At 65.4% G+C, this 23,882-nt stretch carries 26 protein-coding genes; 16 read left to right on the forward strand and 10 right to left on the reverse strand.

Annotated elements, in window-relative coordinates; genetic code table 11:
• Positions 1-159: 159 nt before the first annotated feature.
• From G467_RS0108470 to G467_RS17820, 3 genes are all read right to left on the reverse strand, one after another.
• Positions 160-810, reverse strand: a complete 651-nt coding sequence (locus G467_RS0108470) for a hypothetical protein (RefSeq protein WP_155844859.1) — start codon at positions 808-810, stop codon at positions 160-162.
• Positions 807-1,307, reverse strand: a complete 501-nt coding sequence (locus G467_RS0108475) for a Panacea domain-containing protein (protein ID WP_022969306.1) — start codon at positions 1,305-1,307, stop codon at positions 807-809. Before G467_RS0108475 ends, G467_RS0108470 begins: the two co-directional genes overlap by 4 nt.
• A gap of 98 nt (positions 1,308-1,405) precedes the next feature.
• A complete protein-coding gene (locus G467_RS17820; protein ID WP_081644623.1) occupies positions 1,406-1,621 on the reverse strand; it encodes a YegP family protein in 216 nt (71 codons plus the stop codon).
• A gap of 324 nt (positions 1,622-1,945) precedes the next feature.
• On the opposite strand from G467_RS17820, the gene G467_RS0108490 reads away from it, so the two are divergent.
• From G467_RS0108490 to G467_RS0108505, 4 genes are read left to right on the forward strand one after another with little or no spacing between them, the layout of a single operon-like run.
• Complete coding sequence (locus G467_RS0108490; protein WP_022969309.1) at positions 1,946-2,599, forward strand: TetR/AcrR family transcriptional regulator; 654 nt, start codon at positions 1,946-1,948, stop codon at positions 2,597-2,599.
• Positions 2,589-3,548, forward strand: coding sequence for an HlyD family secretion protein (locus G467_RS0108495; protein WP_022969310.1), 960 nt, complete (start codon positions 2,589-2,591; stop codon positions 3,546-3,548). The genes G467_RS0108490 and G467_RS0108495 overlap by 11 nt, the downstream gene beginning before the upstream one ends.
• 32 nt (positions 3,549-3,580) lie before the next feature.
• Positions 3,581-4,495 (forward strand): ABC transporter ATP-binding protein, encoded by a 915-nt coding sequence (locus G467_RS0108500; RefSeq protein ID WP_026802500.1) that lies wholly within the window; start codon positions 3,581-3,583, stop codon positions 4,493-4,495.
• Positions 4,492-5,574, forward strand: a complete 1,083-nt coding sequence (locus tag G467_RS0108505; RefSeq protein WP_022969312.1) for an ABC transporter permease — start codon at positions 4,492-4,494, stop codon at positions 5,572-5,574. Before G467_RS0108500 ends, G467_RS0108505 begins: the two co-directional genes overlap by 4 nt.
• Positions 5,575-5,590: 16 nt before the next feature.
• Here G467_RS0108505 and G467_RS0108510 read toward each other — a convergent pair whose 3' ends face one another.
• Together G467_RS0108510 and G467_RS17480 are read right to left on the reverse strand one after the other, a co-directional pair.
• Positions 5,591-6,004 carry a GFA family protein gene (locus G467_RS0108510; RefSeq protein WP_022969313.1) on the reverse strand — a complete coding sequence of 138 codons (414 nt, stop codon included), beginning with the start codon at positions 6,002-6,004 and terminating at the stop codon, positions 5,591-5,593.
• Positions 6,005-6,054: 50 nt separating this feature from the next.
• Complete coding sequence (locus tag G467_RS17480) at positions 6,055-6,531, reverse strand: copper resistance protein NlpE (RefSeq protein ID WP_022969314.1); 477 nt, start codon at positions 6,529-6,531, stop codon at positions 6,055-6,057.
• Between the two features lie 122 nt (positions 6,532-6,653).
• Here G467_RS17480 and G467_RS0108520 point away from each other — a divergent pair, with 122 nt between their 5' ends.
• Both G467_RS0108520 and G467_RS0108525 read left to right on the forward strand, forming a co-directional pair.
• Positions 6,654-7,298, forward strand: coding sequence for an energy transducer TonB (locus G467_RS0108520; protein WP_022969315.1), 645 nt, complete (start codon positions 6,654-6,656; stop codon positions 7,296-7,298).
• 119 nt (positions 7,299-7,417) lie between these two features.
• Complete coding sequence (locus tag G467_RS0108525; RefSeq protein WP_022969316.1) at positions 7,418-8,149, forward strand: DUF4197 domain-containing protein; 732 nt, start codon at positions 7,418-7,420, stop codon at positions 8,147-8,149.
• 4 nt (positions 8,150-8,153) lie between these two features.
• Here G467_RS0108525 and G467_RS0108530 read toward each other — a convergent pair whose 3' ends face one another.
• Both G467_RS0108530 and G467_RS16045 read right to left on the reverse strand, forming a co-directional pair.
• Positions 8,154-8,387, reverse strand: coding sequence for a hypothetical protein (locus tag G467_RS0108530; RefSeq protein WP_022969317.1), 234 nt, complete (start codon positions 8,385-8,387; stop codon positions 8,154-8,156).
• A 54-nt stretch (positions 8,388-8,441) separates the two neighbouring features.
• Positions 8,442-8,966, reverse strand: coding sequence for a CcdC protein domain-containing protein (locus G467_RS16045; protein ID WP_022969318.1), 525 nt, complete (start codon positions 8,964-8,966; stop codon positions 8,442-8,444).
• A gap of 144 nt (positions 8,967-9,110) precedes the next feature.
• On the opposite strand from G467_RS16045, the gene grxD reads away from it, so the two are divergent.
• Complete coding sequence (gene grxD / locus G467_RS0108540) at positions 9,111-10,040, forward strand: Grx4 family monothiol glutaredoxin (protein ID WP_022969319.1); 930 nt, start codon at positions 9,111-9,113, stop codon at positions 10,038-10,040.
• Positions 10,041-10,186: 146 nt separating this feature from the next.
• On the forward strand, positions 10,187-10,510 hold the full coding sequence (locus tag G467_RS0108545; protein WP_155844860.1) for a hypothetical protein: 324 nt from the start codon (positions 10,187-10,189) through the stop codon (positions 10,508-10,510).
• Between the two features lie 68 nt (positions 10,511-10,578).
• On the opposite strand, the gene G467_RS0108550 is transcribed toward G467_RS0108545, so the two are convergent.
• Positions 10,579-11,355 (reverse strand): AMP nucleosidase, encoded by a 777-nt coding sequence (locus tag G467_RS0108550; protein ID WP_022969321.1) that lies wholly within the window; start codon positions 11,353-11,355, stop codon positions 10,579-10,581.
• A 120-nt stretch (positions 11,356-11,475) separates the two neighbouring features.
• Here G467_RS0108550 and G467_RS0108555 point away from each other — a divergent pair, with 120 nt between their 5' ends.
• The 6 genes from G467_RS0108555 (at position 11,476) to G467_RS0108580 (ending at position 19,209) form a co-directional block, all read left to right on the forward strand.
• Complete coding sequence (locus G467_RS0108555) at positions 11,476-12,825, forward strand: amidohydrolase (protein WP_022969322.1); 1,350 nt, start codon at positions 11,476-11,478, stop codon at positions 12,823-12,825.
• The gene (locus tag G467_RS0108560) at positions 12,822-14,087 is read left to right on the forward strand and encodes an amidohydrolase family protein (RefSeq protein ID WP_022969323.1); all 1,266 of its coding nucleotides are present in this window, start codon (positions 12,822-12,824) and stop codon (positions 14,085-14,087) included. The genes G467_RS0108555 and G467_RS0108560 overlap by 4 nt, the downstream gene beginning before the upstream one ends.
• A 9-nt stretch (positions 14,088-14,096) precedes the next feature.
• The gene (locus tag G467_RS0108565) at positions 14,097-14,723 is read left to right on the forward strand and encodes a 2-hydroxychromene-2-carboxylate isomerase (protein WP_022969324.1); all 627 of its coding nucleotides are present in this window, start codon (positions 14,097-14,099) and stop codon (positions 14,721-14,723) included.
• Between the two features lie 17 nt (positions 14,724-14,740).
• Complete coding sequence (locus G467_RS0108570) at positions 14,741-17,962, forward strand: amidohydrolase family protein (RefSeq protein ID WP_022969325.1); 3,222 nt, start codon at positions 14,741-14,743, stop codon at positions 17,960-17,962.
• 91 nt (positions 17,963-18,053) lie between these two features.
• On the forward strand, positions 18,054-18,398 hold the full coding sequence (locus G467_RS0108575) for a hypothetical protein (RefSeq protein WP_022969326.1): 345 nt from the start codon (positions 18,054-18,056) through the stop codon (positions 18,396-18,398).
• A 55-nt stretch (positions 18,399-18,453) separates the two neighbouring features.
• Positions 18,454-19,209, forward strand: coding sequence for a tetratricopeptide repeat protein (locus G467_RS0108580; RefSeq protein ID WP_022969327.1), 756 nt, complete (start codon positions 18,454-18,456; stop codon positions 19,207-19,209).
• A gap of 12 nt (positions 19,210-19,221) precedes the next feature.
• Here the strand turns inward: G467_RS0108580 and G467_RS0108585 are convergent, their stop codons facing one another.
• Positions 19,222-20,586 (reverse strand): glutamate--cysteine ligase, encoded by a 1,365-nt coding sequence (locus G467_RS0108585; RefSeq protein ID WP_022969328.1) that lies wholly within the window; start codon positions 20,584-20,586, stop codon positions 19,222-19,224.
• A 144-nt stretch (positions 20,587-20,730) separates the two neighbouring features.
• On the opposite strand from G467_RS0108585, the gene G467_RS0108590 reads away from it, so the two are divergent.
• Both G467_RS0108590 and G467_RS0108595 read left to right on the forward strand, forming a co-directional pair.
• Positions 20,731-22,299: a peptide ABC transporter substrate-binding protein gene (locus tag G467_RS0108590; protein ID WP_022969329.1), complete on the forward strand. Its 1,569-nt coding sequence runs from the start codon at positions 20,731-20,733 to the stop codon at positions 22,297-22,299.
• Entirely contained in the window at positions 22,296-23,225 is a 930-nt protein-coding gene (locus tag G467_RS0108595; RefSeq protein ID WP_026802504.1) for an ABC transporter permease subunit, read from the forward strand. Before G467_RS0108590 ends, G467_RS0108595 begins: the two co-directional genes overlap by 4 nt.
• A 16-nt stretch (positions 23,226-23,241) precedes the next feature.
• On the opposite strand, the gene yihA is transcribed toward G467_RS0108595, so the two are convergent.
• A complete protein-coding gene (gene yihA, locus G467_RS0108600) occupies positions 23,242-23,841 on the reverse strand; it encodes a ribosome biogenesis GTP-binding protein YihA/YsxC (RefSeq protein ID WP_022969331.1) in 600 nt (199 codons plus the stop codon).
• Positions 23,842-23,882 lie beyond the last annotated feature (41 nt).

The raw sequence follows: 23,882 nt of genomic DNA on the forward strand, positions 1-23,882 counted from the left end.
CTCCATGGGAAGAGCCGCAGCACGCGTGCAGAGCGAACCTCCCCCGTCTTGGACAAAGAGCTTCAATTTCTTGGTTCTTAGGAGGAGGAACACGTCAGCGCAATCGACACAGACTTTCAACCATCTTCCGTCGGGAGGACGTTCGACGCATCGCTCGGACTATCCACGGCCCAGCGTTTTGATGAAATCCGCGAAAATTTTTGCCAGCTCCACATTGGGGGTTTTGATGTCGGCAACTTCCCACTTGTCGTCAGGCTTTTCCGTAATCATTTTCACGAGAGCCATCGCCAAGGTAAGCGGGATGGCCGCAAAGACGATAAGGACAATCCCAACCAACACGTACACGTGCCAGTTCCACGCGTGCGAAATAATAGCCGGGGCCTTTTCGGCATTGAAGAAGCCGATGAGGATTACAAGTAGCGCAACCAAGTACGCGAAACTCATGAGGCCCAATAGGCGAAATGCCGAACCACGAAGCTCGCGATTGGCCTTTAGGTTGAGCTCGACTTGGCTGCGATAGTCCTCTTTTAGCGCGGTCGACGGCAGAGGAAGCTGCTCGACCATCGAGGCGGCAGACGGATCGTTATTGTCACCGGCTTTCGCGACGTCGAGCTCGATCTCGGGAAAACGGCCGGTCGGAGCGTCGGACGTCGCTTCTAAGATATCGGCCGCAGGGGCCGCAATCTTAGGCGGCTCTGTTGGCACGGACCCATCATCGGATTTCTTTGGTTCCGATTTGCCCTTATGTGCATCGCTTTGCGGAGGCGAAGCAGCGCCTTCGTCAGATCCCTGCGCTCCGCCGCCATTCACGCTAATGCCGCCTCAGGTCGCGACTGGCTGATCTTCTGCTTGTAATGACGCTCAATAACGTCATCGGAGATTTCAGCAAAATATTGGGAGCTGCCACCTTGGAGGTGCCACGCCTCGTACCAAGGCGTGTCAAGTTGATGGGTCATGGCAGACAGCTGAATTCCGCTGAAACCGGCGTACGCCGACCACACGCTATCCAGCAAGGATTGCGTCTGAGCATCGAGTGTGTCTCTGGACCATGGAACGGAAGTCGTTTGCACCGGCTCGCTAACAGCGCCGCTGCCGTATCGCTTAACTTTGTCGTACAAGGATTTGACGACGGGGCCATAACGCCAAGCCTGCACGGTTTCGTTGATCAGCGGTTTGCTGAAGTAGCCTAGATGCCACCCATGGGCTATGTAGACCAGCTTGATCAATTGCATGGGCGTAACTGCCCGTCCCTCGCTCGAGGCCTTGTCGATAAAGAAGTTGGCGACTGTGGATGCCGAGTAGGCCATGCTCACCTCCAGAACGGGCCGGGACAAAAGCCCAGTTAACGAAACAATATAGGGTCGGCCTCGGCAAATTGCCAGCGGCAACATCGCACCACAAGCCGTTATGGCGTGTACCAGGTGCCGGTGGTTTTGTCGTTCACTTGGATGCCGGGAGCCGCTGCGATGACCATGCGAAGCCCAGCCAAGCAGCCTTCACGAGTGGTGTAGCCCTCGCCGGAATCGGCAATCTTGCGCGAATTGGCGGCGTACATAACCCAGCGGTACTGTCCAGCAGCGTCTTTATAAAGGACGAATTGCTTGGGTACGCCAGCGGTCATGGTCGGAACCTCATACTGGAGAGCATACGACGGAAAGGTCTCAATTCTTGGGGCATGGCCACGCGAGTTCAACGCATAGAGCTTGCCCTTTTCACGCTTCGCGAAATGTGAAGCGCCTCGTGCGTGCTACATACAACTTTGGCAAGCTCCGAAACCAATGATTTATATAGACCTTTTTTTTATGTCTGTCCAATCCATCATGGGGGCCACGGACAGGCGGTCGAACGGGGAGCGGGCGGGCGAAGTCATAACGACAGTCTAGCGGCCGCCTTGATTTCCAGCCCCTGTTGACAATTATTTATGTGTTTAATTATTATTCGCCGCATGACCCGCCCCCGCCCCGCTCTGCCCCGAAAACCCGGCCGCCCCCTCGCCGCCGATGCGGACCATCGCACGCGCATTCTCGATACGACCCTCGCGCAGTTCGTCTCCGAAGGCATCGCCGCGGTCACCCTGCGCGGCATCGCCAAACAAAGCGGCGTGACCCCCGCCCTGGTCAGCTACTACTTCGGCAGCAAGGAACAACTGGTCACCACCGTGATCGAGGAGCGGGTGCTGCCGGTATTTGCCGAGGCGGTGGCGATGCTCGGCAACGCTCCGCCTGCCGATCTGATCGCCGGCTTCGTGGCCGGGGTCGGCGCGATGGTTCAACGTCATCCCTGGCTGCCGGGACTGTGGGTTCGGGAAATCCTCATGGAAGGCGGAACGCTGCGCGAGCTCATCATCGAGCGCATGGCGCCGCAACTTCCGCGCATGCTCGCGGCGCGGTTCACTGAACTGCAACGCACCGGCGACCTCAATCCCGATCTCGATCCCCGCCTGCTCGTGGTGTCGCTCATGGGACTGACGCTTTTCGCCCACGCCGCCAGGCCGGTGTGGACACGGATATTCGCGGCCGACGACGTCGGTACAGAACAGATGCAACGTCACACGCTCGCCCTGCTCAGCCGGGGACTGGAACTGAAACATGAAAACTGATCATCGTCGGCTGCTCGCGGTCGCGCTCGCATTGTGCGTCTCCGCCTGTGGCACGAAATCCGCGCCGCCCCTGCTCGGCACGCTCGAGTGGGATCGCATCAGCCTGCCCTCGGAAGCAAGCGAGCCTGTGCAATCCCTGGCGGTGGCCGAGGGCGACGCCGTCGACGCCGGCGCGCTGCTGTTGACGCTTGATGGCCGCCGCATGGACCGACGTCTGGCGCAGGCCCAGGCCGTGGTCGCGCAGCAGCAGGCGCAGCTCGCCGAACTCACCAACGGTACACGCAGCGAACAACTCGACGCTGCGCGCGCCGCGCTGACGAGCGCAGAAGCTGGTCGCGCGGAAGCCCAGAAACAGTACGCGCGCCAGGCCGACCTCGCCGACAAACAGCTCGTCGCGCGTTCGACCCTCGATGCCGCGCGTGCCACCCGCGATCGCAGTCAGGCGCAGGTGTCCCAGGCACAAGCGCAACTGCGCGAACTAACCCACGGCGCCCGCCCCGAGCAGATCGCGCAGGCCGAGGCCGCAGTCAAATCAGCGCAGGCAGCACTGGAAGAATTGCGCCTGAGTCGGGCGCGGCTGGAAGTGCGCGCCCCGCGCGCCGGACGCGTCGACGCCCTGCCCTTCAAGGCCGGCGACCAGCCACCGCTCGGGGCGAGTGTGGTGAGTCTGCTGGTGGGCGAGGCGCCGTATGCACGCGTATTCGTTCCGGCCAGTCAGCGCGCGTCGCTGCGTCCGGGACAGAAATTTCTGGTGCGCGTCCGCGGTGTCGACGCGGAACAGCCTGCGCATCTGCGCAACATCAGCCGCGAGCCGGCATTCACGCCCTACTACGCACTAACCGGCGATGACGCCAGTCGTCTGGTCTACCGCGCCGAACTGGTGCTCGACGACGCCGCTGCGAAAAATCTGCCGGCCGGCCTGCCGCTGGAAGCCCGCATCGCCCCATGAACACGCCCGCCACCGGCAATGGCGGGCCGGTCATCCGAGCCCGCGGCCTGACCAAACGTTTCGGCGAACTCACCGCCGTCGATCACGTCGACCTCGCGATCGCGCGCGGTCAGGTCTACGGTTTTCTGGGCCCCAATGGCTCGGGGAAGTCGACCACCTTGCGCATGCTGTGCGGCTTGCTTACGCCGACCAGCGGCGAAGTCGAAGTCCTCGGCCTGCGCATTCCCGAGCAGGCCGAGGCGCTGAAGCGGCGCATCGGCTACATGACGCAGAAGTTTTCGCTGTACGAAGATCTGACGGTGCTGGAGAACCTGCAATTCCTCGCCGCCGTGCACGACTTGCCGCGCGCGTTGGCCAAGCAGCGCGTCGACGAAATGATCGAGCGCTATCACTTCGGCGATCGCCGTCAGCAACTGGCTGGCACGATGTCCGGTGGCCAGAAGCAACGCCTGGCACTCGCGGGCTCGGTGCTGCACGAACCGGAACTGTTGCTGCTCGACGAACCTACGAGCGCGGTCGATCCGGAGTCGCGTCGCGATTTCTGGGCGAATCTGTTCGAACTCGCCGACGCCGGCACTACCTTGCTGGTGTCCACGCACTACATGGACGAAGCCGAGCGCTGTCACCGCCTGGCCATCCTGGAAAGCGGACGGCTGGTCGCCGATGACACGCCGCAAGCGCTGTGCGCGGCGCTGCCTGGGCGCGTGTGGCGCATCCGCGTGACGCAGACGCGCGTTGCCGAAGCCGTCCTGCGCGGGCATCCCGGCGTGCTCGGCGTTGCGCAGATCGGCACGGATCTGCGCGTGCTCGCCGACAACGCGATCGACGAAGCCACCCTGCGCCGGCTGATCCCGAATACGGAGCAGGTCGTGATCGACACCGTGACGCCGAATCTCGAGGATGTTTTCGTCGCCGCCACGCGTCTGAGCCGAGCGGAGGCTGCATGAATTTCACGCGCCTGTTCGCCATCGTCGTCAAGGAACTGCGACAACTGCGTCGCGACCGCCTGACGTTCGGCATGATCCTCGGCATCCCGACGCTGCAATTGCTGCTGTTCGGGTTCGCGATCAATCTCGATATCCGCCATATCGACGCGGCCGTCGTGGACCAGTCCAATACCGTGCGCTCGCGCGAGGTGTTGGCGGACCTGGAAGCGACTGGCGTCATCAACCTCCGCCGCCAGGTACAGACGCCCGACGAGTTGCAGACGCTCATGCGACAAGGGCGCATCAGCATCGGCATCGTCTTACCGGCGGATTTCGAGCGCCGCCTGGAAACGCAGGACCGTCCGGCACTGCAGGTCATGGTCGACGGTTCCGACCAGACCGTACAGGCGGCCGCGCGGCAACTCGCCGTGCTGCCCCTGCCCGGAATCCGGCCGGCGTATCAGGGCGTCGAGGTCGTCAACTTCTACAACCCCGAGCGACGCGCCCCGGTGAATACGGTGCCGGGATTGATCGGCGTAATCCTGACGATGACCCTGGTCATGTTCACCGGCATGGCTTTGGTGCGCGAACGCGAACGCGGCAATCTGGAAATGCTGATCGCCACGCCGGTCTCGCCCTGGGAGCTGACGATCGGCAAGGTCTTGCCGTTCGTCGGTATTGGCCTGGTGCAGGTAACGGTCGTGCTGTTGCTGGGAAAGCTCGTGTTCGCGGTACCCATTCGTGGCAGCCTGCTGGAAGTGTACGTCGCTGCCCTGCTGTTCATCGTCGCAAACCTGTCGCTCGGCGTGTTCATCTCGACCCTGGCCAAAAGCCAGTTCCAGGCGATGCAGATGGCGTTTTTCACTCTGTTGCCGCAGATCCTGCTGTCGGGCTTCATGTTTCCGTATGCCGGCATGCCGCGCGCGGCGCAGTGGCTGTCGGAAATCCTGCCGATGACGCATTTTATCCGGCTGATCCGCGGCATTATGTTGCGCGACGCCGATCTGCTCGATCTTCCGACCGACCTGGGTGCACTGGCGCTGATCGCGACCGTGCTGCTGGTGGCTTCGACGCGACGGATCAGCAAACGGCTCGACTGAGATCGACCAACCGCCGTCAGGCCTGGCTCAAATGCGCGAGAGCCGCGGCATTTTCTTCCCAGTTGCGTCCGTCGAATGGCTCGACGGTGATCGCCGAAGTGACATCTTCATCGAGACAGCGTGCGTTGACATCAACGCCATCGGGATTGCTACGCGGGATGTAGAAACTCTTGATACCGCAGACACGACAGAACCGGTGTTTGGCGACGCCGGTGTTAAAGGTGTACTCGACGAGATATTCCTGTCCGGACAGCAGACGAAACTGGGCGGCCGGCACGATCAGATGCCAGAACCCGCTCATCCGGCACAGCGAGCAATTGCACTCCTGCACGACGAGCGTGGAATCGGCATCGACCTCGAAGCGGACGCGCCCGCAATGGCAGCCCCCGCGATAGGTGACTTTGTCCTGGTTGGAAAGATCGCTGGCCATGCGCGTACCGTCGAAGCTGCCTGAGGTATCGAGCTTAGCCGCGAACCGGATCAGGGCGCCATGCGCTGCAAACGCAAGGCTTCGCCATGGGCCTGCGGATGACCCTCGGTGTCGAGCAGCTCCAGCGAGCCGTCGTCGTGCAGCCAAAACGACTGGGCTCTGCCACGCGGGTCCAGCACGATGACCTCGGCGGAGGCGCCGTCAATCGCGACTGTCCGTTCCAGCCAGTCACCGGTCTGATCGAACGCATTCACTCCGCGCCCGCCAAGGTAAACCTCATGTAGGGCATAAGTGCGTCGACCCGCGGCCTGCCGCAATTGCAGGCGCGTGTCGATGCCCAGGCAATCACTGCAAGGCAGGACGCCCTGCCAAAGTCGCTCGCTGTCCTCGCCCGCTACGACCTCAGCCGGTGGTGGGGAGGTTGCCGCAGGCGTCTCGCCGCCCGCGTCTTGCGCAGAACGTTGGCAGCCCGCCAGAACCAGCAGCGGGACCAGCAGGACAACCAGCAGGGCGAAACGCTTCGGCATGACTCGACTCCTCGCGCATTGTCGGCATCGTACCGCCGAAACCGTGATGCGCTTCAAGCGCCGGATCAACCCCGCCGCCCGAGGGCAGACGTTCATGCGTTTGCCCAACCCGGAGGTGTCCCATGGTCCACGCCCACTCCCGCTTTCCCGCCCTGGCCTTGGATGGCAAGCGCATCGCTGCGAACAGCTTCGTCATTGCGTTGCATGCGGGCGCCCTGATGCTCCTGCTCGCTCCGATGCAATCCCCCGCGCCTGCCGTCGAGGACGACATCACGACGGAGGTTTCGTGGATCGAAGCGCTGCCTCCGCCTCCGCCTCCGCCGCCTCCGCCCGTCCAGACGGTGCGGCCGCAAACCGTTCCGCACCCCACCGCAGTCACGCGAACCACGCCGGTCGAGCCCACCGCGCAGATCACCTACGAGGACGGTACCGAAGTCTTCGTGCCCGACACCGGCGAGGCGGACACGAGCTTCGATCCTGGCCCGCCGACGCTCGCCGCCTTGACGGCCGATCGCGCGCCGCCGCCGCCCTATCCGGCGATGGCACAACGACGCGGCATCACCGGGACGGTCGTGTTGCTGATCCTCGTCGGCCCGGACGGCAGCCCGATCGACGTCGCGATCGAGCAAAGCAGCGGTTCGAAACTGCTCGACGAAGCCGCGCAGAAATTCGTGAAGGCGCGCTGGCACTTCAATCCGGCCTTGCAGGGCGGTGTCGCGATCAGCGCCTACGCCCGGGTGCCGATCAACTACACGATGGACCGCTGACCACGGCGGCGGCGCCGGGACGGACTCGTTTCCGTCCCAGTGCCGCCTCGTCGCGAGGAAACTCGCCGCTTCACGTAGCTGAGGGATAGGATGAGGGCCAGACCACCCGGAGAAACGCCATGCGCCTGGCTCCCGTCGCCCTCGCCGCCACCGTCGTGCTCTTGCTGGGCACCGCCACCGCATCCGCCGATTCGTGGAAGGACAAACTCCGACAGGCCGTCGCCCAACCCGGCACCGCCAACGGCGTCAGCCAGAACGAAGCCGCGGGCGGCATCAAGGAAGCCCTGGCGCAAGGCGTCAAACGCGCCATCACCCAACTCGGACGCAGGGACGGCTTTCAGGGCGATCCCCTTGTCCGCATCCTGGTCCCGGAAAAAATCCGCGGACTCACCGACACCGCGCGCCGCCTCGGGGCGGGTCGCAAAGTCGACGAATTCGAGTTGTCGATGAACCGCGCCGCCGAACAGGCGATCCCGGTCGCCGCCGACATCTTCTCCGATGCCGTGCGGCAGATGACCGTGCAGGATGCGCTCAACATCGTCCGCGGCGCCGATGACGCCGGCACCCAATATTTCCGCCGCGTCACCGAGAACAGCCTGCGCGCGAAATTCCAGCCCATCGTCGCGCGCGCGACCGCGCAGACCGGCGTCACCCAGCGCTACAAGTCGATCGTCGGAAAAAACCAGAACGTGACCCAATTGCTCGGCGGCGGCCAGAGCCTCGATCTCGACAGTTACGTCACCACCAAGGCGATGGACGGCCTGTACTTCTACGTCGCCCAGCAGGAGAAGGAGATCCGCCGCGATCCGCTCAAGCGCACCACGGCCCTGCTGAAGAAAGTCTTCGGCTAGGCGACTAGCTCCAGAGCGGACGCAACATCAGAAACACCGCCAGCGCACCCGCCAGCGCGCTGGCGATCGCCGCCGCGAACGAGCCCAGGTAGAGCGCCTTGCCCATGAAGCGCTGTCGCGGCGTGAACGAATGGTAGTTGGCGCCATACGCCGACAGGGATGACAGGCTCAGCATCACGAAGAAGGCGCAGGACATCGCCATCACCGCCGCCACGATCAACCAGATCCACCACGTCATCGTTCGTTCTCTCGTTGTTGGCACCGGGCCCGTCGCAGACCGGAGCGCGTCGACTCAGGGCAGGAACACCGCATCGTTCGCGGCCGAGGCAGCGTTCGTCGCGCGCGCACGGCGCAGCACGCCGATGTTGAAAGTCAGGTAGTAGCCGATCAAGGCTGCCGCGAGGGTCAAGGTCAGGGGCGAAAACGACGCCGCCGGATCGCCGCCGAACGAGATCAGCGAACCGACCTGCAGGAACCGATACGCCAGCCGGCCTAAGAGCACGGCGCTCAGGGCCATGCCCATCACGGGGTTGGGTGTGTAGAAGAACACGCCGCCCTCTGCGCGGAAGGTCGCCAGGCGCAGCCCCCAGACCGCCAGGCCTGCCCCCGCAGCCAATCCCGCGAGCGCGCCCAAGCCCAGCACCGGCTTGACCAGGCCCGTGGTCAGCAACAGCAGGGCGACGGCCGCCAGCATCACGATCCGGAAGATCATCCAGGCCGGCCGGACGCGCTGCCTGCCGAAGTTCCGCCGGAAACGCCGATACAGACTGAAAGCGAGCAAGGGACCCACGACGAAAGGCAGATAGTGCGCAGCCATGCAGGCGATTCCGGACAGACGAAGCCGCGATTATGGCCTGCGAAACGACGCCTGCGCAGGGCCCAATCCCGGTTCGTGCGGGCCGTTCCATTCACGTCGCCGTTCGTCGTGCAGGTAAAATATCGCTTTCCCCCGGAGCCGCCCATGTCCCTGACCCCCGAACTCAAGGCCCGCATCGAAAGCACGCTGCAGGCAAACCGCGTGGTGCTCTTCATGAAGGGCGACCCGGCTTCGCCGCGTTGCGGTTTTTCGGCCAAGGCGGTGGGCATCCTCAACGACCTGCTGCCGGACTACGGCAGCGTGGACGTCCTGGCCGATCCGGAGATCCGCGAAGGCATCAAGGAATTCGGTCAATGGCCGACGATTCCGCAGCTCTATGTCGACGGCGAGCTCGTCGGGGGCAGCGACATCATCGAACAGATGCTCAACTCCGGCGAGCTGCACGAGGTGCTCGGTGTGGCGCCGCCGGATCGCCGCGTCCCCGAGGTGCACATCAGCGCCGCCGCCGCCGAGGCCATCGGCCGGGCGATGGCCAATGCCGAAGCCGGCATCGGTCTGCACCTTTCGGTCGACCCGCGCTTCAACGCGCAGTTCCAGCTCAAGCCGGTGACCGGCCAGGAGATCGTCGCCGAGGCCGCCGGCCTGCGTCTGCATTTCGATCTGGCCAGCGCGCCGCGCGCCAACGGCATCCGCATCGACTGGATCGACGACGCCCGTGGTGCCGGCCTGGCGGTCGACAACCCCAATGCGCCGCCGGCCGTGAAGACGCTGTCCGTGCAGGATCTTCACGACCGCATCATCGCCGGCAGCGTCGATGTGGTCGACGTGCGGCCAGCTGACGCCCGCGCGCTGGCACCCTTTCCGTATCCGCACGAAGTGCTCGACGAGGACAATCACGCCCGGCTCGCTGCCCTGCCCAAGGACCTGCCCCTGGCCTTCCTGTGCCATCACGGCAACTCCAGCCGCCAGGCCGCCGAGCACTTCCGTGGCCTGGGCTTTCACGACCTCTACAACGTCGAGGGCGGCATCGACGCGTGGTCGGCGCAGATCGACCCGAAGGTGCCGCGCTACTGAGCGGGTCCCGCAATCGCAGGTGAACACCGCTTTCGCCAACCGTGACGACTGGCAGGCTTACGGTTAGAGTAAAGACGCTAGCTTTCTGTCAGACGGCAACCCGGCGTCCGGCAGCTCCGCTCCGCAATGGTCTCGAGGGGTCCACGATGAGAACAGTTCTGTTGTTGGCGATCTGCATCGGCCTGGCTGGCTGCGGCGGCAGTGCGGGCGGTGGCAGCAAGGGTGACCTCGCCGCCAAGTCCTGCGACGTCTATGCCAAAGGCCAGCTCGGGGACAAACCCTATCAGCTCGATCTGGCCGCGCTGGCGACGAGCATGAAGGACCAGGGCGACGGGTCGATGCTGCTCACTGCGCCGATCGTCATCGAACCCGGCCTCACCGCCGAGAGCAAGCAATCGCTCGAATGCCAGGTACGCTTCACCGAAGGCAAGGAATTGCCGGACGTGATCAAGATGCAATTCATCTGGTAAAGAAACCCGGCGCAGGCCGGGTTCTTTTTCTCGGCGGCCGCAATCGCCCGCCGTGCACAAAGCGCTGACTATTCGTCGAAACGCAGGTGCTTGACCGATTTGCCGTGGCGGCGGATCAGCTTGAGCGCTTCGATGCCGACGTTGATGTGCGCCTCGACGAAATTTTCGGTGACCTTCTTGTCCGAGGCTTCGGTTTTCACGCCTTCGGGAATCATCGGCTGATCGGAGACCAAGAGTAGTGCGCCAGTCGGTATCGAATTCGCGAAACCGGTGGCGAAGATCGTCGCCGTTTCCATATCGATCGCCATGCAACGCGTCTTGCGCAGGTATTCCTTGAATTCCTCGTCGTGCTCCCAAACGCGGCGATTGGTCGTGTAGACCGTGCCGGTCCAGTAGTCGTGGCCAAGGTCGCGAATCATCGTCGACACCGCGCGCTGCAGCGCGAACGCAGGCAAGGCCGGCACTTCCGGCAGCAGGTAGTCGTTGGAGGTGCCTTCGCCGCGGATCGCCGCGATCGGCAGGATCAGGTCGCCCAGCTCGTTCTTGCGCTTGAGGCCGCCGCACTTGCCCAGGAACAGCACCGCCTTCGGTGGTAGCGCGCTGAGCAGGTCCATGACCGTAGCGGCGTTGGCGCTGCCCATGCCGAAGTTGATCATCGTCATGCCATCGAAGGTCGCGCTCGGCATCGGCCGATCCAGGCCGACGATTTGTGCGCCGGTCAGACGCGCGAAGGTCTGCAGGTAGCCGCCAAAATTGGTCAGCAAAATGTGTTCGCCGAACGCCTCCAGCGGCAGACCGGTGTAGCGCGGCAGCCAGTTGCTGACGATCTCGTTCTTGTCTTTCATTCTCTCTCTCCGTTTTTCGCGGCCATTTTGCCACGTCCCGTTCGCGCGGTATGCCGAAAGTCACTGTTGGCAAGGCCCCAGCCGAGGGGCTAGGGTGGCCCGTCCCTCGGGGAGAGACCCATGTTCCGACCTTTGCTTGTCGCCGCGCTTGCGGCGCTGACGGCGACCGCGTCCGCGGCCCAGCCCGATCCGTATCCCAGCACTTATCGCGCGATCGCTTCCGGTCCCGTGCTGATCCAGAACGCCACCGTGCTCACCGGCAGCGGCGAGCGCCTGGACGAGGCCGATGTGCTGATGAGCGACGGACGCATCGTCGCGATCGGGCGGGACCTCGAGGTACCGGCGAATGCGCAGATCATCGACGGCCACGGCAAATGGGTCACGCCCGGCATCATCGATGTGCATTCCCATCTGGGCGTGTACGCCAGCCCCGGCGTCAACGCCAGTTCCGACGGCAACGAGATGACCAGCCCCGTCACCGCGCAGGTCTGGGCCGAACACGCGTTGTGGCCGCAGGACCCCGGTTTCTCGACGGCGCTGGCCGGCGGCGTGACATCGATGCAGATCCTGCCCGGTTCGGCCAATCTCATCGGCGGACGCGGCGTCACGATCAAGAACGTCGCGGCGACCACCTATCAGGCGATGAAATTCCCGGGTGCGCCCTGGGGCCTGAAGATGGCCTGCGGCGAAAACCCCAAGCGCGTGTACGGCGGCAAGGGCGGATCGCCGATGACGCGCATGGGCAATGTCGCCGGCTATCGTGCGGCCTTCCTCGAAGCGCAGAACTACCGTCGCGCCTGGGACAAATACGACAGCAGCGACCGCAGCGGCGATCCGCCGACACGCGATCTGCGCATGGAAACCCTGCGCGGCGTGCTCAAGGGCGAGATCCTCGTGCACATCCACTGCTACCGCGCGGATGAGATGGCGATCATGCTCGACCTCGCCAAGGAGTTCGGTTTCCACATCGCCGCATTCCATCACGGTGTCGAGGCGTACAAGCTCGCCGACCGCCTGGCCGCCGAAAATGTCTGCGGTGCGCTCTGGGCCGACTGGTGGGGCTTCAAGATGGAATCGCTCGACGGCATCAAGGAAAACATCGCCCTGGTCGACCGGCCGGCGAACGGTTGCGCGATCGTGCATTCCGATTCGGCCGAGGGTATCCAGCGACTGAACCAGGAGGCGGCGAAAGTCATGGCGAGCGCGCATCGCGTCGGCATCGAGATTCCGCCCGAACGCGCGATTCGCTGGCTGACCAGCAATCCGGCGCGCGCGCTCGGCATCGAGGCGCAGACCGGCAGCCTCGCGCCGGGCAAGATGGCCGATGTCGTGGTGTGGAACGGCACGCCGTTCAGCGTCTACGCGCATGCCGAAAAAGTGTTCATCGACGGCGCGCTGATGTACGACCGATTCGACCGGTCGCGACAGCCGCGTTCGGACTTCATGCTCGGCCAGGAGGTCTCGCCATGACGCGCCTGACTTTTCCGCTGCTCGCCCTGCTCGCGTTCGCCGGCACGGCCCAGGCGCAAAACCTGCTCATCCGCCACGCGACCGTGCACACCGCCGGTGCGCGCGGCACGCTCAAGGATGCCGACGTGCTCGTGCAGGGCGGCGTCATTCGCGCCGTCGGGCCGGGCCTGCTCGCTCCGCCCGGCGTGTCCGTGATCGATGCCGCCGGCAAGCGCCTCACCCCCGGCCTGTTCGGCGGCCTGGGCGATATCGGCCTGGAAGAAGTGTCGGCCGAAGAAAGCACCGTCGACGGTGCACTTACTCTCGCTGGCGAAGGCCAGCCGCAAATGCGTCCGGAATTCGATGTGACGCTTGCGTACAACCCGAACTCGATCCTGATTCCGGTCGCGCGCCTGGACGGGCTGACCTTCACCGCGATCGCCGCCAACAGCGGTGGCAGCCTTATCGCCGGTCAGGGCGGCATCGTGCGTCTGGACGGCGATTCCCTGCCCCTTCCTGGCCGCCGCCTGCTGTTCACCAGCATCGGCAGCCGCGCCGATTCGCTCAGCGGCAAATCGCGCGCAGCGCAGTACATGATTCTCGACCAGGCGATCCGCGAAGCGCGCGGACTCACGCCCTACGGCTCGCCCAACGCCCTGCTCACGCCGGCCGGACGCGAAGCGCTGGCGAAATATCTCGTCGGCGGCCGCACTGTAATCACGGTCGATCGTGCATCCGATATCCGTCAGGTACTCGCTTTCAGCCGCCGCCAGGGCCTACGTCCGGTCATCGTCGGCGGTGCGGAATCGTGGCAGGCCACGCGTGAACTCAAGGCCGCGAACGCGACCGTCTTCATCGACGCGCTGGAGAACCTGCCCGCGAGTTTCGATCAGCTCGGCGCACGCCTGGATACCGCCGCCTTGCTGGAAAAGGCGGGCGTGAAAGTCGCGTTCTATCGCAACGATGATGCCTCGCCGAATGCGCGCAAGATTCGTCAGGCTGCCGGCAATGCCGTCGCCAATGGCCTGTCCTGGGAAGCGGGACTGGCCGGCCTCACGCGCGTGCCCGCCGAGGCCCTCGGCGTCGGCGACCAGGTCGGGCGCATCGATGTCGGCCTCGTCGGCGATCTGGTGCTCTGGGACGGCGACCCGCTGGAAGTGACCTCGTTGCCCCTGCAGGTGTGGATGGCCGGCAAGGCGATGCCGATGACGTCGCGACAGACCGAACTGCGCGATCGCTACCTGCCCGCTCCCGGGGCCTTGCCGCGCGCCTATTCGCGCTAGGCCGGAGCGATGGACGCGCGCTGGTATTTCGATTTCATTTCGCCCTTCGCGTACCTGCAATGGCCGAAAGTGCGCGCGCTCGCGGAACGGCAGGCGATCGCGTGGCGGCCGCTGCTGTTCGCCGGCTTGCTCGATCATCTCGAGCACAAGGGGCCGGCGGAAATTCCAGCCAAGCGCCTGTTCACCTATCGCCACGTGACCTGGCTCGCACGCCAACGCGGCGTCGCACTGAGGTTTCCGCCCGCGCACCCGTTCAATCCGCTGCTGGCCTTGCGCCTGTGCGTCGCGGCAAACAGCACGCCCACCGCGATCGGCGCCATCTTCGATTGGATCTGGGGCCAAGGCCGCGCGGCCGACAGCCTCGAGGCGATCGCGCCGCTCGCGGCCACACTCGGTATTGCCGACCCAGCACAGGCGCTGTCCGATGCCGCGGTGAAGACCACGCTGCGGCAGAATTTCGATGAAGCCGTCGCCGCGCAGGTCTTCGGCGTGCCGACCCTGAGCCTGGACGGCCAGCTGTTTTGGGGCGACGACGCCTTCGATTTCGCGACCGCCTTCCTCGCCGATCCCGGCCTGCTGTCCCAAGCCCCTTTCCACGACCTGACGCAGCTGCCGATCGGCAGCGCGCGTCGCTGACCCCCTGCGAGACTTCGATGAAACTGCTTCCGCTGACCGCCGCCGTATTGCTGATCCTGTCTGCGAGCGGCACGCTCGCCGCCGACAAAAAACCCGCCCCCTGGAATGTCGGCGCCAGTCATGGTCCCGAAAAGACGGTCGCCTTTTCGACCGATGAAGGCACCTGGCTGGATCTGGATGTGAGTCCCGACGGCCGCACGATCGCGTTCTCCCTGCTCGGCGACATCTATACCCTGCCGCTCGCCGGCGGCACCGCCACGCGCATCAGCAGCGGTCGCGCCTGGGACGTGCAGCCGCGGTTTTCGCCCGATGGCCGCGAGATCGCGTTCACTTCCGACCGTGCCGGCGGCAACAACCTGTGGCGCATGAAATCCGACGGCAGCGGCGCGACCCAGGTCACCGAGGAAAACTTCCGCCTGTTCAACAATCCGGTGTGGACGCCGGACGGCCAGTTCCTGATCGGCCGCAAGCACTTCACCTCCGAACGTTCGCTCGGTGCCGGCGAGTTGTGGCTGATCCATCGCGACGGCGGCGACGGCTTGCAGCTGACCAAGCGCAAGAACGACCAGATGGATCTGGGCGAGCCGGCGGTGAGTCCCGACGGCCGCTACGTCTACTACTCCGAGGATGTCAGCAGCGGCGACACCTTCGAATACAACAAGAACGTGCACGCGGTGATTTACGCGATCAAGCGTCTGGACCGCGAAACCGGCGAAACGCGCACCCTGGTCTCGACCCCGGGCGGTGCGATCCGCCCGCAGCCCTCGCCCGACGGCCGGCGCCTGGCCTTCGTCAAACGCGTGCGCGACAAGACGGTGCTGCACGTGCTCGACCTGGCCTCGGGCGAGGTCAAGCCGGTCTGGGATGGTCTCTCGCACGATCAACAGGAAGTCTGGGCGATCTTCGGCCCGTATCCGAATTTCAACTGGACGCCGGATTCGAAATCGGTGGTGATCTGGGCGCAGGGCAAGCTGTGGCGCGTGGACATGCAGACCGGCGTGCCGAGCGAAATCGCCTTTCGTGCCGAGGTGCAGCAGACCGTCACGACCGCGCTGCGCTTTGACCATCCGCTCGACGGCGCGCAGTTCACGCCGAAGATGCTGCGCGACGGCGCGACCAGCCCCGATGGCCGCACGCTGATCTTCCATGCGGTCGGGCATTTGTGGATGAAGGCCTTGCCGGGCGGCACGCCGCAGCGTCTGACCGGCGATGACAGCCGGTTCGAGTACCAGCCCAGCTTCAGCGCCGATGGCCGCAAGCTGCTGTACACGACCTGGAGCGATCAGGCCCAGGGCGCGATCGTCGAACTGGATCTGGCCAGCCAGCAGACGCGCACGCTGAGCACCGAACCGGGTTTCTACTACGCGCCGCATCACTCGCCCGACGGTCGCCGCATCGTCTATTCGCGCCAGTCCGGCAATGGCCTCACTGGCAGCCTGTGGAGCGGCACGCGCGGCGTGTTCGTGATGAACGCCGACGGCAGCGACCCGGTACGCATCGCCAACAGCGGCAGCGATCCGCAATTCACCGCCGGCGGCACGCGCATCGCCTACCTCACCGGCAGCGACCTCGACAAGAAACTCATGAGCGTTGGCGTGCATGGCGAATTGCCGCGCGAGCTGGCCTCGCTCAAGTACGCCGATTTCGTCAGCCTCAGTCCGGACGGAAAACAAGTCGCGTTCACCGAGGCGTTTCGTGCCTACGTGATGCCGCTGCCGGCCACCGGCAAGAGCATCGAGTTGTCCAAGGACGCCGCGGTGCCCGTGACCAAGCTCGCGGGCAACGGCGTCGGCTCCCTGCACTGGTCGGCCGACGGCCGGACCGTGCACTGGTTCGAGGGCGAGCGCTATTTCAGCCAACCGGCGGGTGGCGGCGCGGCGACGCCGATCGCGGCCGGCCTGCAGGTCGCCAGCGATACCAGCACCGACACCGTCGCCTTTGCCGGCGGTCGTGTGGTGACCATGCGCGACGCACAGACGCGCCAGGAAGTCATCGAGGACGGTGTAGTGATCGTACGCGGCGACAGCATCGTCGCCGTCGGGCGCAAGGGTGATATCGCGGTACCCGCCGGCGCGCGCCTGGTCGATACCACCGGCAAAACGCTGTACCCGGGCATCGTCGACGTGCACGCGCACGCCGCGCATTTCGCCAACGGCGTGATCGCGCAGCAGAACTGGGCGTACTACGCCAATCTCGCGTTCGGCATCACCACGATGCACGACCCGTCGGCGACCACCGAAACCGTGTTCTCGCAGTCGGAACTGCTCAAGGCCGGCACCCTGGTCGGGCCGCGCGTGTTTTCCACCGGCACGATCCTGTATGGCGCCGACGGCGATTTCCGCGCGACGGTCAATTCGCTCGACGACGCCCGCGGCCATCTGCAGCGGCTCAAGAACGTCGGCGCGTTCAGCGTCAAGAGTTACAACCAGCCGCGCCGCGAACAACACCAGCAGATCAACCAGGCCGCGCGCGAACTGGGCATGCTCGTGGTCGAAGAAGGCGGCTCCACGCTCAACCACAACCTGCCGATGATCCTCGACGGCGTCACCGGCATCGAACACAACGTACCCGTCGCGCCGCTGTATCGCGACGTGGTCGAGCTGTGGCGACAGACCGATGTGCGCAACACGCCCACGCTGATGGTGAGCTACGGCGGCATCAACGGCGAATACTGGTGGTACGCGCGCGACAACGCCTTCGACAATGCGCGCCTGCTGAAATATTTCCCGCGCGAAACCCTCGACGCACGCTCGATCCGTCGCGAAATCGGCCCGGACTGGGACTACTACCATCTGGAAGTCGCCAAGCAGGCCAAGCGCCTGCGCGATGCCGGCGTACGCATCCAGGTCGGCGGCCACGGCCAGCTGCAGGGCCTGGGCACGCAATGGGAAATCTGGATGCTGACCCAGGGCGGCATGACGAACTGGGAAGCCCTGCGCGCGGCAACCATCGACGGCGCCGACTACCTGGGCCTGTCGCGCCAGCTCGGTTCGATCGAAACGGGCAAGCGCGCCGATCTCGTGGTGGTCGCCGGCAATCCGCTGGAGAACATCCGCGCCAGCGCCGACGTCGCCTATGTCATGGTCAACGGCCGCCTGTTCGACGGCGAGACGATGGCCGAGATCGGCGGGCGTCAACGGCCCGCACCGACCTTCTACTGGCAGCGGCATGGCAGCGGCGGTCTTAGCGTGGGCCAGGAAAACGGTCCGGCCGCCGACGTGGACGTCGACAACGATTGAGCGTTCACACGCCCTGATCGGATCGGCCGCGATACTCGTGCGGCCGCTCCGGTCATGCCGGGGCCATCCCTTTCCGCAGCGAGACCCGGCCATGGCTACCCGTTTCTATCTTCGCCTTCCCAATCCCGCGCAGGCGCGCGGCAGCGATCCCGACCTCGCGTTCCACAGCGACGGCGCCGAGGGCTTCGCCGAAGAACTGCAGGCTGCCCTGCGCACGCCGGTCCTGTTCGAGCGCTGGCGGCGCAAGCAGGACGATCCGGACGCGATCGACGACGCGTTCGCCGCAACCGATCCGGTCGCGATCGTCCGCGGCGAGCAGCACGACCTGTCGATCGACCTGATCGTCACCACCAGCCTGCCCGGCGACGTCTTCAAACAGCGCCTGCGCTGGCTCGCCGGCGGTGGCTGGCAGCTGCGCGACGTCAGCGCCGCCTGAGGGCTGCAAGGGCGGCACCGGTTCGTGGACAATGGCCGCCTCGCCAGGAGGTCGCATGCCCATCGCCGGACTCGGACTGCACATCATCATCGCGATCTTTTTCGCGACCCATGCGATCCGCAGCGGGCAGGACCGTTACTGGCTGTGGATCCTCTTCATGTTCCCGGGCCTGGGCAGCCTGGTTTACGCCTTGACGATCTGGCTGCCGGACGCGCGGCACAGCCGGCAGGGCCAGCAAGTGGTGCGCGGCGTGCGGCGCATCCTCGATCCGAGCCGCGAGTTGCGCGAAGCACAGGAACAGCTCGACATCGCTGCCACGCCCGAGCATCGCCTGCGCCTGGCCGATGCATTGCTCGGCGCGGGTCGCGCCTCGGAATCGGTCGTGCAATTCCAGGCCGTGCTCAGCGGCATCTATGCCAAGGACGCCGCGATCACCGTGCGCTACGCCGAGGCGCTGCTCGAAGCGGGCAAGGCCGGCGAGGCGCGCACGACGCTGGAAACCCTGATTAGCGAGCAACCCGGCTTCAAATCCTCCGACGGTCACCTGATCTATGCCCGCGCGCTCGCCGCGCTCGACGAACGCGTCAAGGCGCGCGAGGAGTTCGAGGTGCTGGTCGGTTATTTCGGCGGACTGGAGGCGCGAGCGCGTTACGCCGGCGTGCTGCAGGCCTGGGGCGACCGCGAGCGCGCCCGCGCCTTGCTCGATGAAAGCCTTACGCTCGCCAAACGCATGCCCGGCTACGCCCGCGACTTGAACAAGCCCTGGCTGGCGGAACTCAAACGTCTCGATGGCGTGCTGCGTGCCGCGTAGGCACGCAACGACTCAATACGCGAATTCCTTGAACACCGGTTCCACCGAGCCGTTCCACTCGCCGTGGAACAGCGCGAGCTTGCGTTCGGCCGGCGTCTGGTTGGCCATCGCGAACTCGATCAGCGGCTCGAGGAACACCGCCTCGCTGGCGCCGTTGCGATTGAGGCGATTGCGCCGCGCCAGGCCCTGACCGGAAATCTTGAGCGCCTCGATGGCGATGTCGCGCAGCGTGCCGTTGCGATGCGGCACCTTGAAACCGAGCTTGGGCACGCCGTCGCGCAGCGCATTGCGCTCGGCCATCGTGAAATCCTTGACCAAGTCCCAGGCCGCATCGAGCGCCTCATCGTCGTAAAGCAGGCCGACCCAGAACGCCGGCAAGGCGCACAGACGATTCCAGGGGCCGCCATCGGCGCCGCGCATCTCCAGATACTTCTTCAAGCGCACTTCCGGGAACGCCGTGGTCATGTGGTCGCCCCAGTCCTTGAGCGTCGGCAGCGCGCCGGGCAGGTTGGGCAATTTGCCGGCGAGGAAATCGCGGAAGCTGCGGCCGGCACAATCGATGTATTCGCCGCCGCGGTAGGTGAAGTACATCGGCACATCGAGCAGGTAGTCGACATAACGCTCGAAACCAAAGCCCTCCTCGAACACGAAATCGAGCATGCCGGTGCGATCGGGATCGGTATCGGTCCAGATATGCGAGCGGTACGACAGAAAGCCGTTCGGCTTGCCTTCGGTGAACGGCGAATCGGCGAACAAGGCCGTCGCGATCGGCTGCAGTGCCAGCGAGACACGGAATTTCTTCACCATGTCCGCTTCGGAGGAGAAATCAAGATTGACCTGCACCGTGCAGGTGCGCGTCATCATGTCCAGGCCGAGGCCGCCGACCTTGGGCATGTAATCGCGCATGATCTTGTAGCGGCCCTTGGGCATCCAGGGCATCTCGTCGCGGCGCCACTTGGGCTGGAAGCCCATGCCGAGGAAACCCAGGCCGAGTTCTTCGGCGACGGTTTTCACTTCGTCCAGATGCTGCATGGTCTCGCAGCAGGTCTCATGGATGTTCTCGAGCATCGCACCGGAGAGTTCGAACTGGCCGGCCGGCTCGAGCGTGATCGAGCCGCCGCCGCGCGTGAGCGCGATGACCTTGCCCTTCTCCTCGACCGGCTCCCAGCCGAAGCGGGTCAAGCCGCGCAGCATCGCCTCGATGCCGCGTTCGCCTTCATAGGTCGGCGGACGCAGGTCGTCGAGACGAAAGCCGAACTTCTCGTGCTCGGTACCGATGGTCCATTGCTCGCGCGGACGGCTGCCGGACGCGTGGAAGTCGACCAGCTGGCGCTTGTCGGTGATGGGCAGTTCCTGGACGTTGCTCGGACCGGACAAAGGGGCGTCCTCGGAGGGATGGATACGTCACATGGGGGCCAGGCTCTACAATCCCAACCCGTGGCCGCCGCCAGCCCGCTGGCGAATTCCGCCAGAAGCGACCACCGTGCTGGCAACCTTGTGTCCGGAGTGTACCCGTTGCCAGTGAAGGCCTCGTCCGTCGCCCTGCTGCTGATGTCGCTGTGCGCACCGGTCGCGGCGCAGACGCTGGAACGCGGCAATGGCCCGGAGCCTTCCACGCTCGATGCGCACCGTTGCCCGGAAGTGACCTGCGGCAACATCCTGCGCGACCTGTATGAAGGCCTGGTCGCCGAAGACGCCCACGGCCGCCTCATTCCCGGCATGGCCGAGCGCTGGGAGCTGTCGGCCGACGGTCGTCGCTGGACCTTCCATCTGCGCGACGGCCTGCGCTGGTCCAATGGCGAGGCCCTGACCGCGGAGCAGATCGTCGCGAGCTTCCGACGCGCCTTCGCACCCGCGACGGCGGCGCCATTTGCCGTGCATTTCGACGCGATCGCGAATGCCACGGCCGTGCAGCAGGGAAAGCTGCCGCCCGAGCAGCTCGGGATCTCGGCACCGGATGCGCGCACGATCGTATTCCGGGTCGAACGCAGCGTCGCCCTGCCGCAACTGTTGTTGCTGCCGATCGCCTATCCGGTCTATCTGCCGGCAGTGGCGAATTTCGGCGCGCAGCACACACGGCCCGGTCATCTGGTCAGCAATGGCGCCTATCGCCTCGTCGCGTGGACCCCGCAGGCGCAGCTGACCGTCGAGCGCAACGCGCATTTCCGCGACGTCGCGCCGATCCCGCGCGTGCGCTTCCAGGTCACCGAAGATGCCGCCAGCGAACTGCAGCGCTTCCAGGCCGGCGGCCTGCACCTGACCGAAACCGTGCCCCCGCAACCGCTGCCGCAGCTGCGCGCGCGTTTCGGCACGCAACTGCGCATCAGCCCCTACCTGGGCGCGATGTGGATCGGCCTGAACCTGCAACAGCCGCCGCTGAAGAACAACCCGGCCCTGCGCGAAGCCCTGTCGCTGGCGATCGATCGCGACAAGCTCACGCGTTACATCACCGGCCTCGGCGAATCTCCGGCCTACGGCCTGGTGCCGCCGGGGGTCAGCGACTATCGACCTGCCTCGCAGCCCTGGTCACGCGCCACGCAGGCACAACGCGAAGCACTCGCGCAGCGCCGCTATCGCGAGGCCGGTTACGGCGCCGACCGGCCGCTGCAGATCGAGCTGCGCTACAACACCTCCACGCCCTTGCGCCGCATGAATCTGGCGATCGCGGCGATGTGGCGCGAGGTGCTCGGCGCGCGCGTGACCTTGCGCAATGAAGAATGGAAAGTGTTCGTTGGCAATCGCAAGCAGCGCGTGATCACCCAGGCGTTTCGCGGCGGCTGGATCGCCGATGTCGACGATGCGCGCAACTTCCTCGCGAATTTCCACAGCGACGGCGTCACCAACTGGAGCGGCCTGCAGGATCCGGCCTTCGACGCGCTACTCGCCGCCGCCGATGCCGCGCCGGACCTGTCCGCGCGCGCGCAGCAACTGCATCGCGCCGAAGCGCGTCTGCTCGCGCAGCAGGCGATCGTGCCGGTGTATTTCTACACGTCCAAACACCTGGTGCGCCCGGACGTGCTCGGCTTCGAAGCCAACCCGCTGGACCATCACCCGAGTCGTTTCCTTCGCCTGCAAGAGCCGAAACGATGAGCGGCATGACGCGCCTGCTCGCCCGCGTCGGCGAAGCTCTGCTCACACTCTGGCTGCTCGCCACCCTGTGTTTTTTCCTGCTGCGCGCCGCGCCGGGCGGCCCTTTCGACAGCGAGAAAGCCGCCCCGCCGGAAGTACAGGCCGCGCTGGATGCGCAGTACCACCTCGACCAACCCTTGTTCGCGCAATACGGACACTGGCTGGGCGCGGTGCTGCGTGGCGACCTGGGGCCCTCGTTCCAGTATCCCGACTACACCGTCAACGAACTGATCGCCAACAGCCTGCCGGTCTCACTCCTCAACGGCGGTTGCGCCTTGCTGCTGGCACTGTTGTTCGGGCTCACGCTCGGCGTCTGGGCCGCACTGCGTGCCGGGTCCGGCATTGATCGCGTGCTGATGTTCGGCGCCGGCTTGGGCTTGGCGATGCCCAAGTTTGTCGTCGCGCCTGTGCTGATCCTGTTGTTCGCCGTGACCTTGCACTGGCTGCCTGCGGGCGGCTGGGACGGCGGCTGGCGCAGCGCCGTCCTGCCAATCATCGCGCTCGCGCTGCCGAACCTCGCGTATTGCGCGCGACTCACCCGCGCCAGCCTGCTCGAAGTGCTCGACGCCGACTATCTGCGCGCCGCACGCGGCCGCGGCCTGTCGGAAACACGGCTGCTGTTCGCGCATGCGCTCAAGCCGGGGCTGCTGCCCGTGGTCGCCTGGCTGTCGCCGGCCCTGATCAATGTCGTCAGTGGCTCGGCCGTGGTCGAACAGGTGTTCGGCATTCCCGGCATCGGCCGCTATTTCGTGCAGGGCGCACTCAATCGCGACTACACCCTCGTGCTCGGTGTCGTGCTCGTGGTCGGCGCCGCGATCGTGGTGATCAATGCGCTGGTCGATGCGCTGCGCGCTTGGCTCGATCCGCGCCTGGACGATCAGGCCTAGGTCGCGTCGTCGCGACTTAAAGGCCCAACCAGCCGGTGACCACCGCGCGCGCCTCGTCGACGCCGATGCGCGTGTCGCCGGAGAACAGCTGCACGCTGGCGGTATCGCCGAAATCCGCTGCCAGCTGTTTGCGCACCGCCTGCAGGGCATTGCCTTGCTGGCCGCGACCGAGCTTGTCGGCCTTGGTCAGCAGGCAGTGCGCGGGCAAGCCGCGCGTGCGGGCGAAGTCGAGCATCTGCAGGTCGTATTCGCGCAACGGGTGCCGGATGTCCATGACCACGACCAGACCGGCCAGCGCCTGCCGGCTTTCGAAGAAACGGTTGATGAAACTCTGCCAGTGCGCGCGCAGGTGCGCCGGCACCTTGGCGTAGCCATACCCGGGCAGATCGACCAGGTAGCGGTCCTTGCCGACCTCGAAATACACCAGCTGCTGGGTGCGTCCCGGGGTCTTGGAGGTGCGCGCCAAGCTGTTCTGGTTGCACAGGGCGTTCAGCGCGGTCGACTTGCCGGCATTGGAGCGGCCGGCGAACGCGACCTCGCGCCCGGTATCGGGCGGAAGCTGGGTCGGCAGGTGGGCGGCCAGACGATAGGTGGCCGAAGACAGGACATTGGACATGCCGCCATGGTACGCGAGCCGGCGGGCCGCCCGAACACGGC

The sequence above is a fragment of the Arenimonas oryziterrae DSM 21050 = YC6267 genome, from assembly GCF_000420545.1.
Taxonomy (GTDB): Bacteria; Pseudomonadota; Gammaproteobacteria; order Xanthomonadales; family Xanthomonadaceae; genus Arenimonas; species Arenimonas oryziterrae.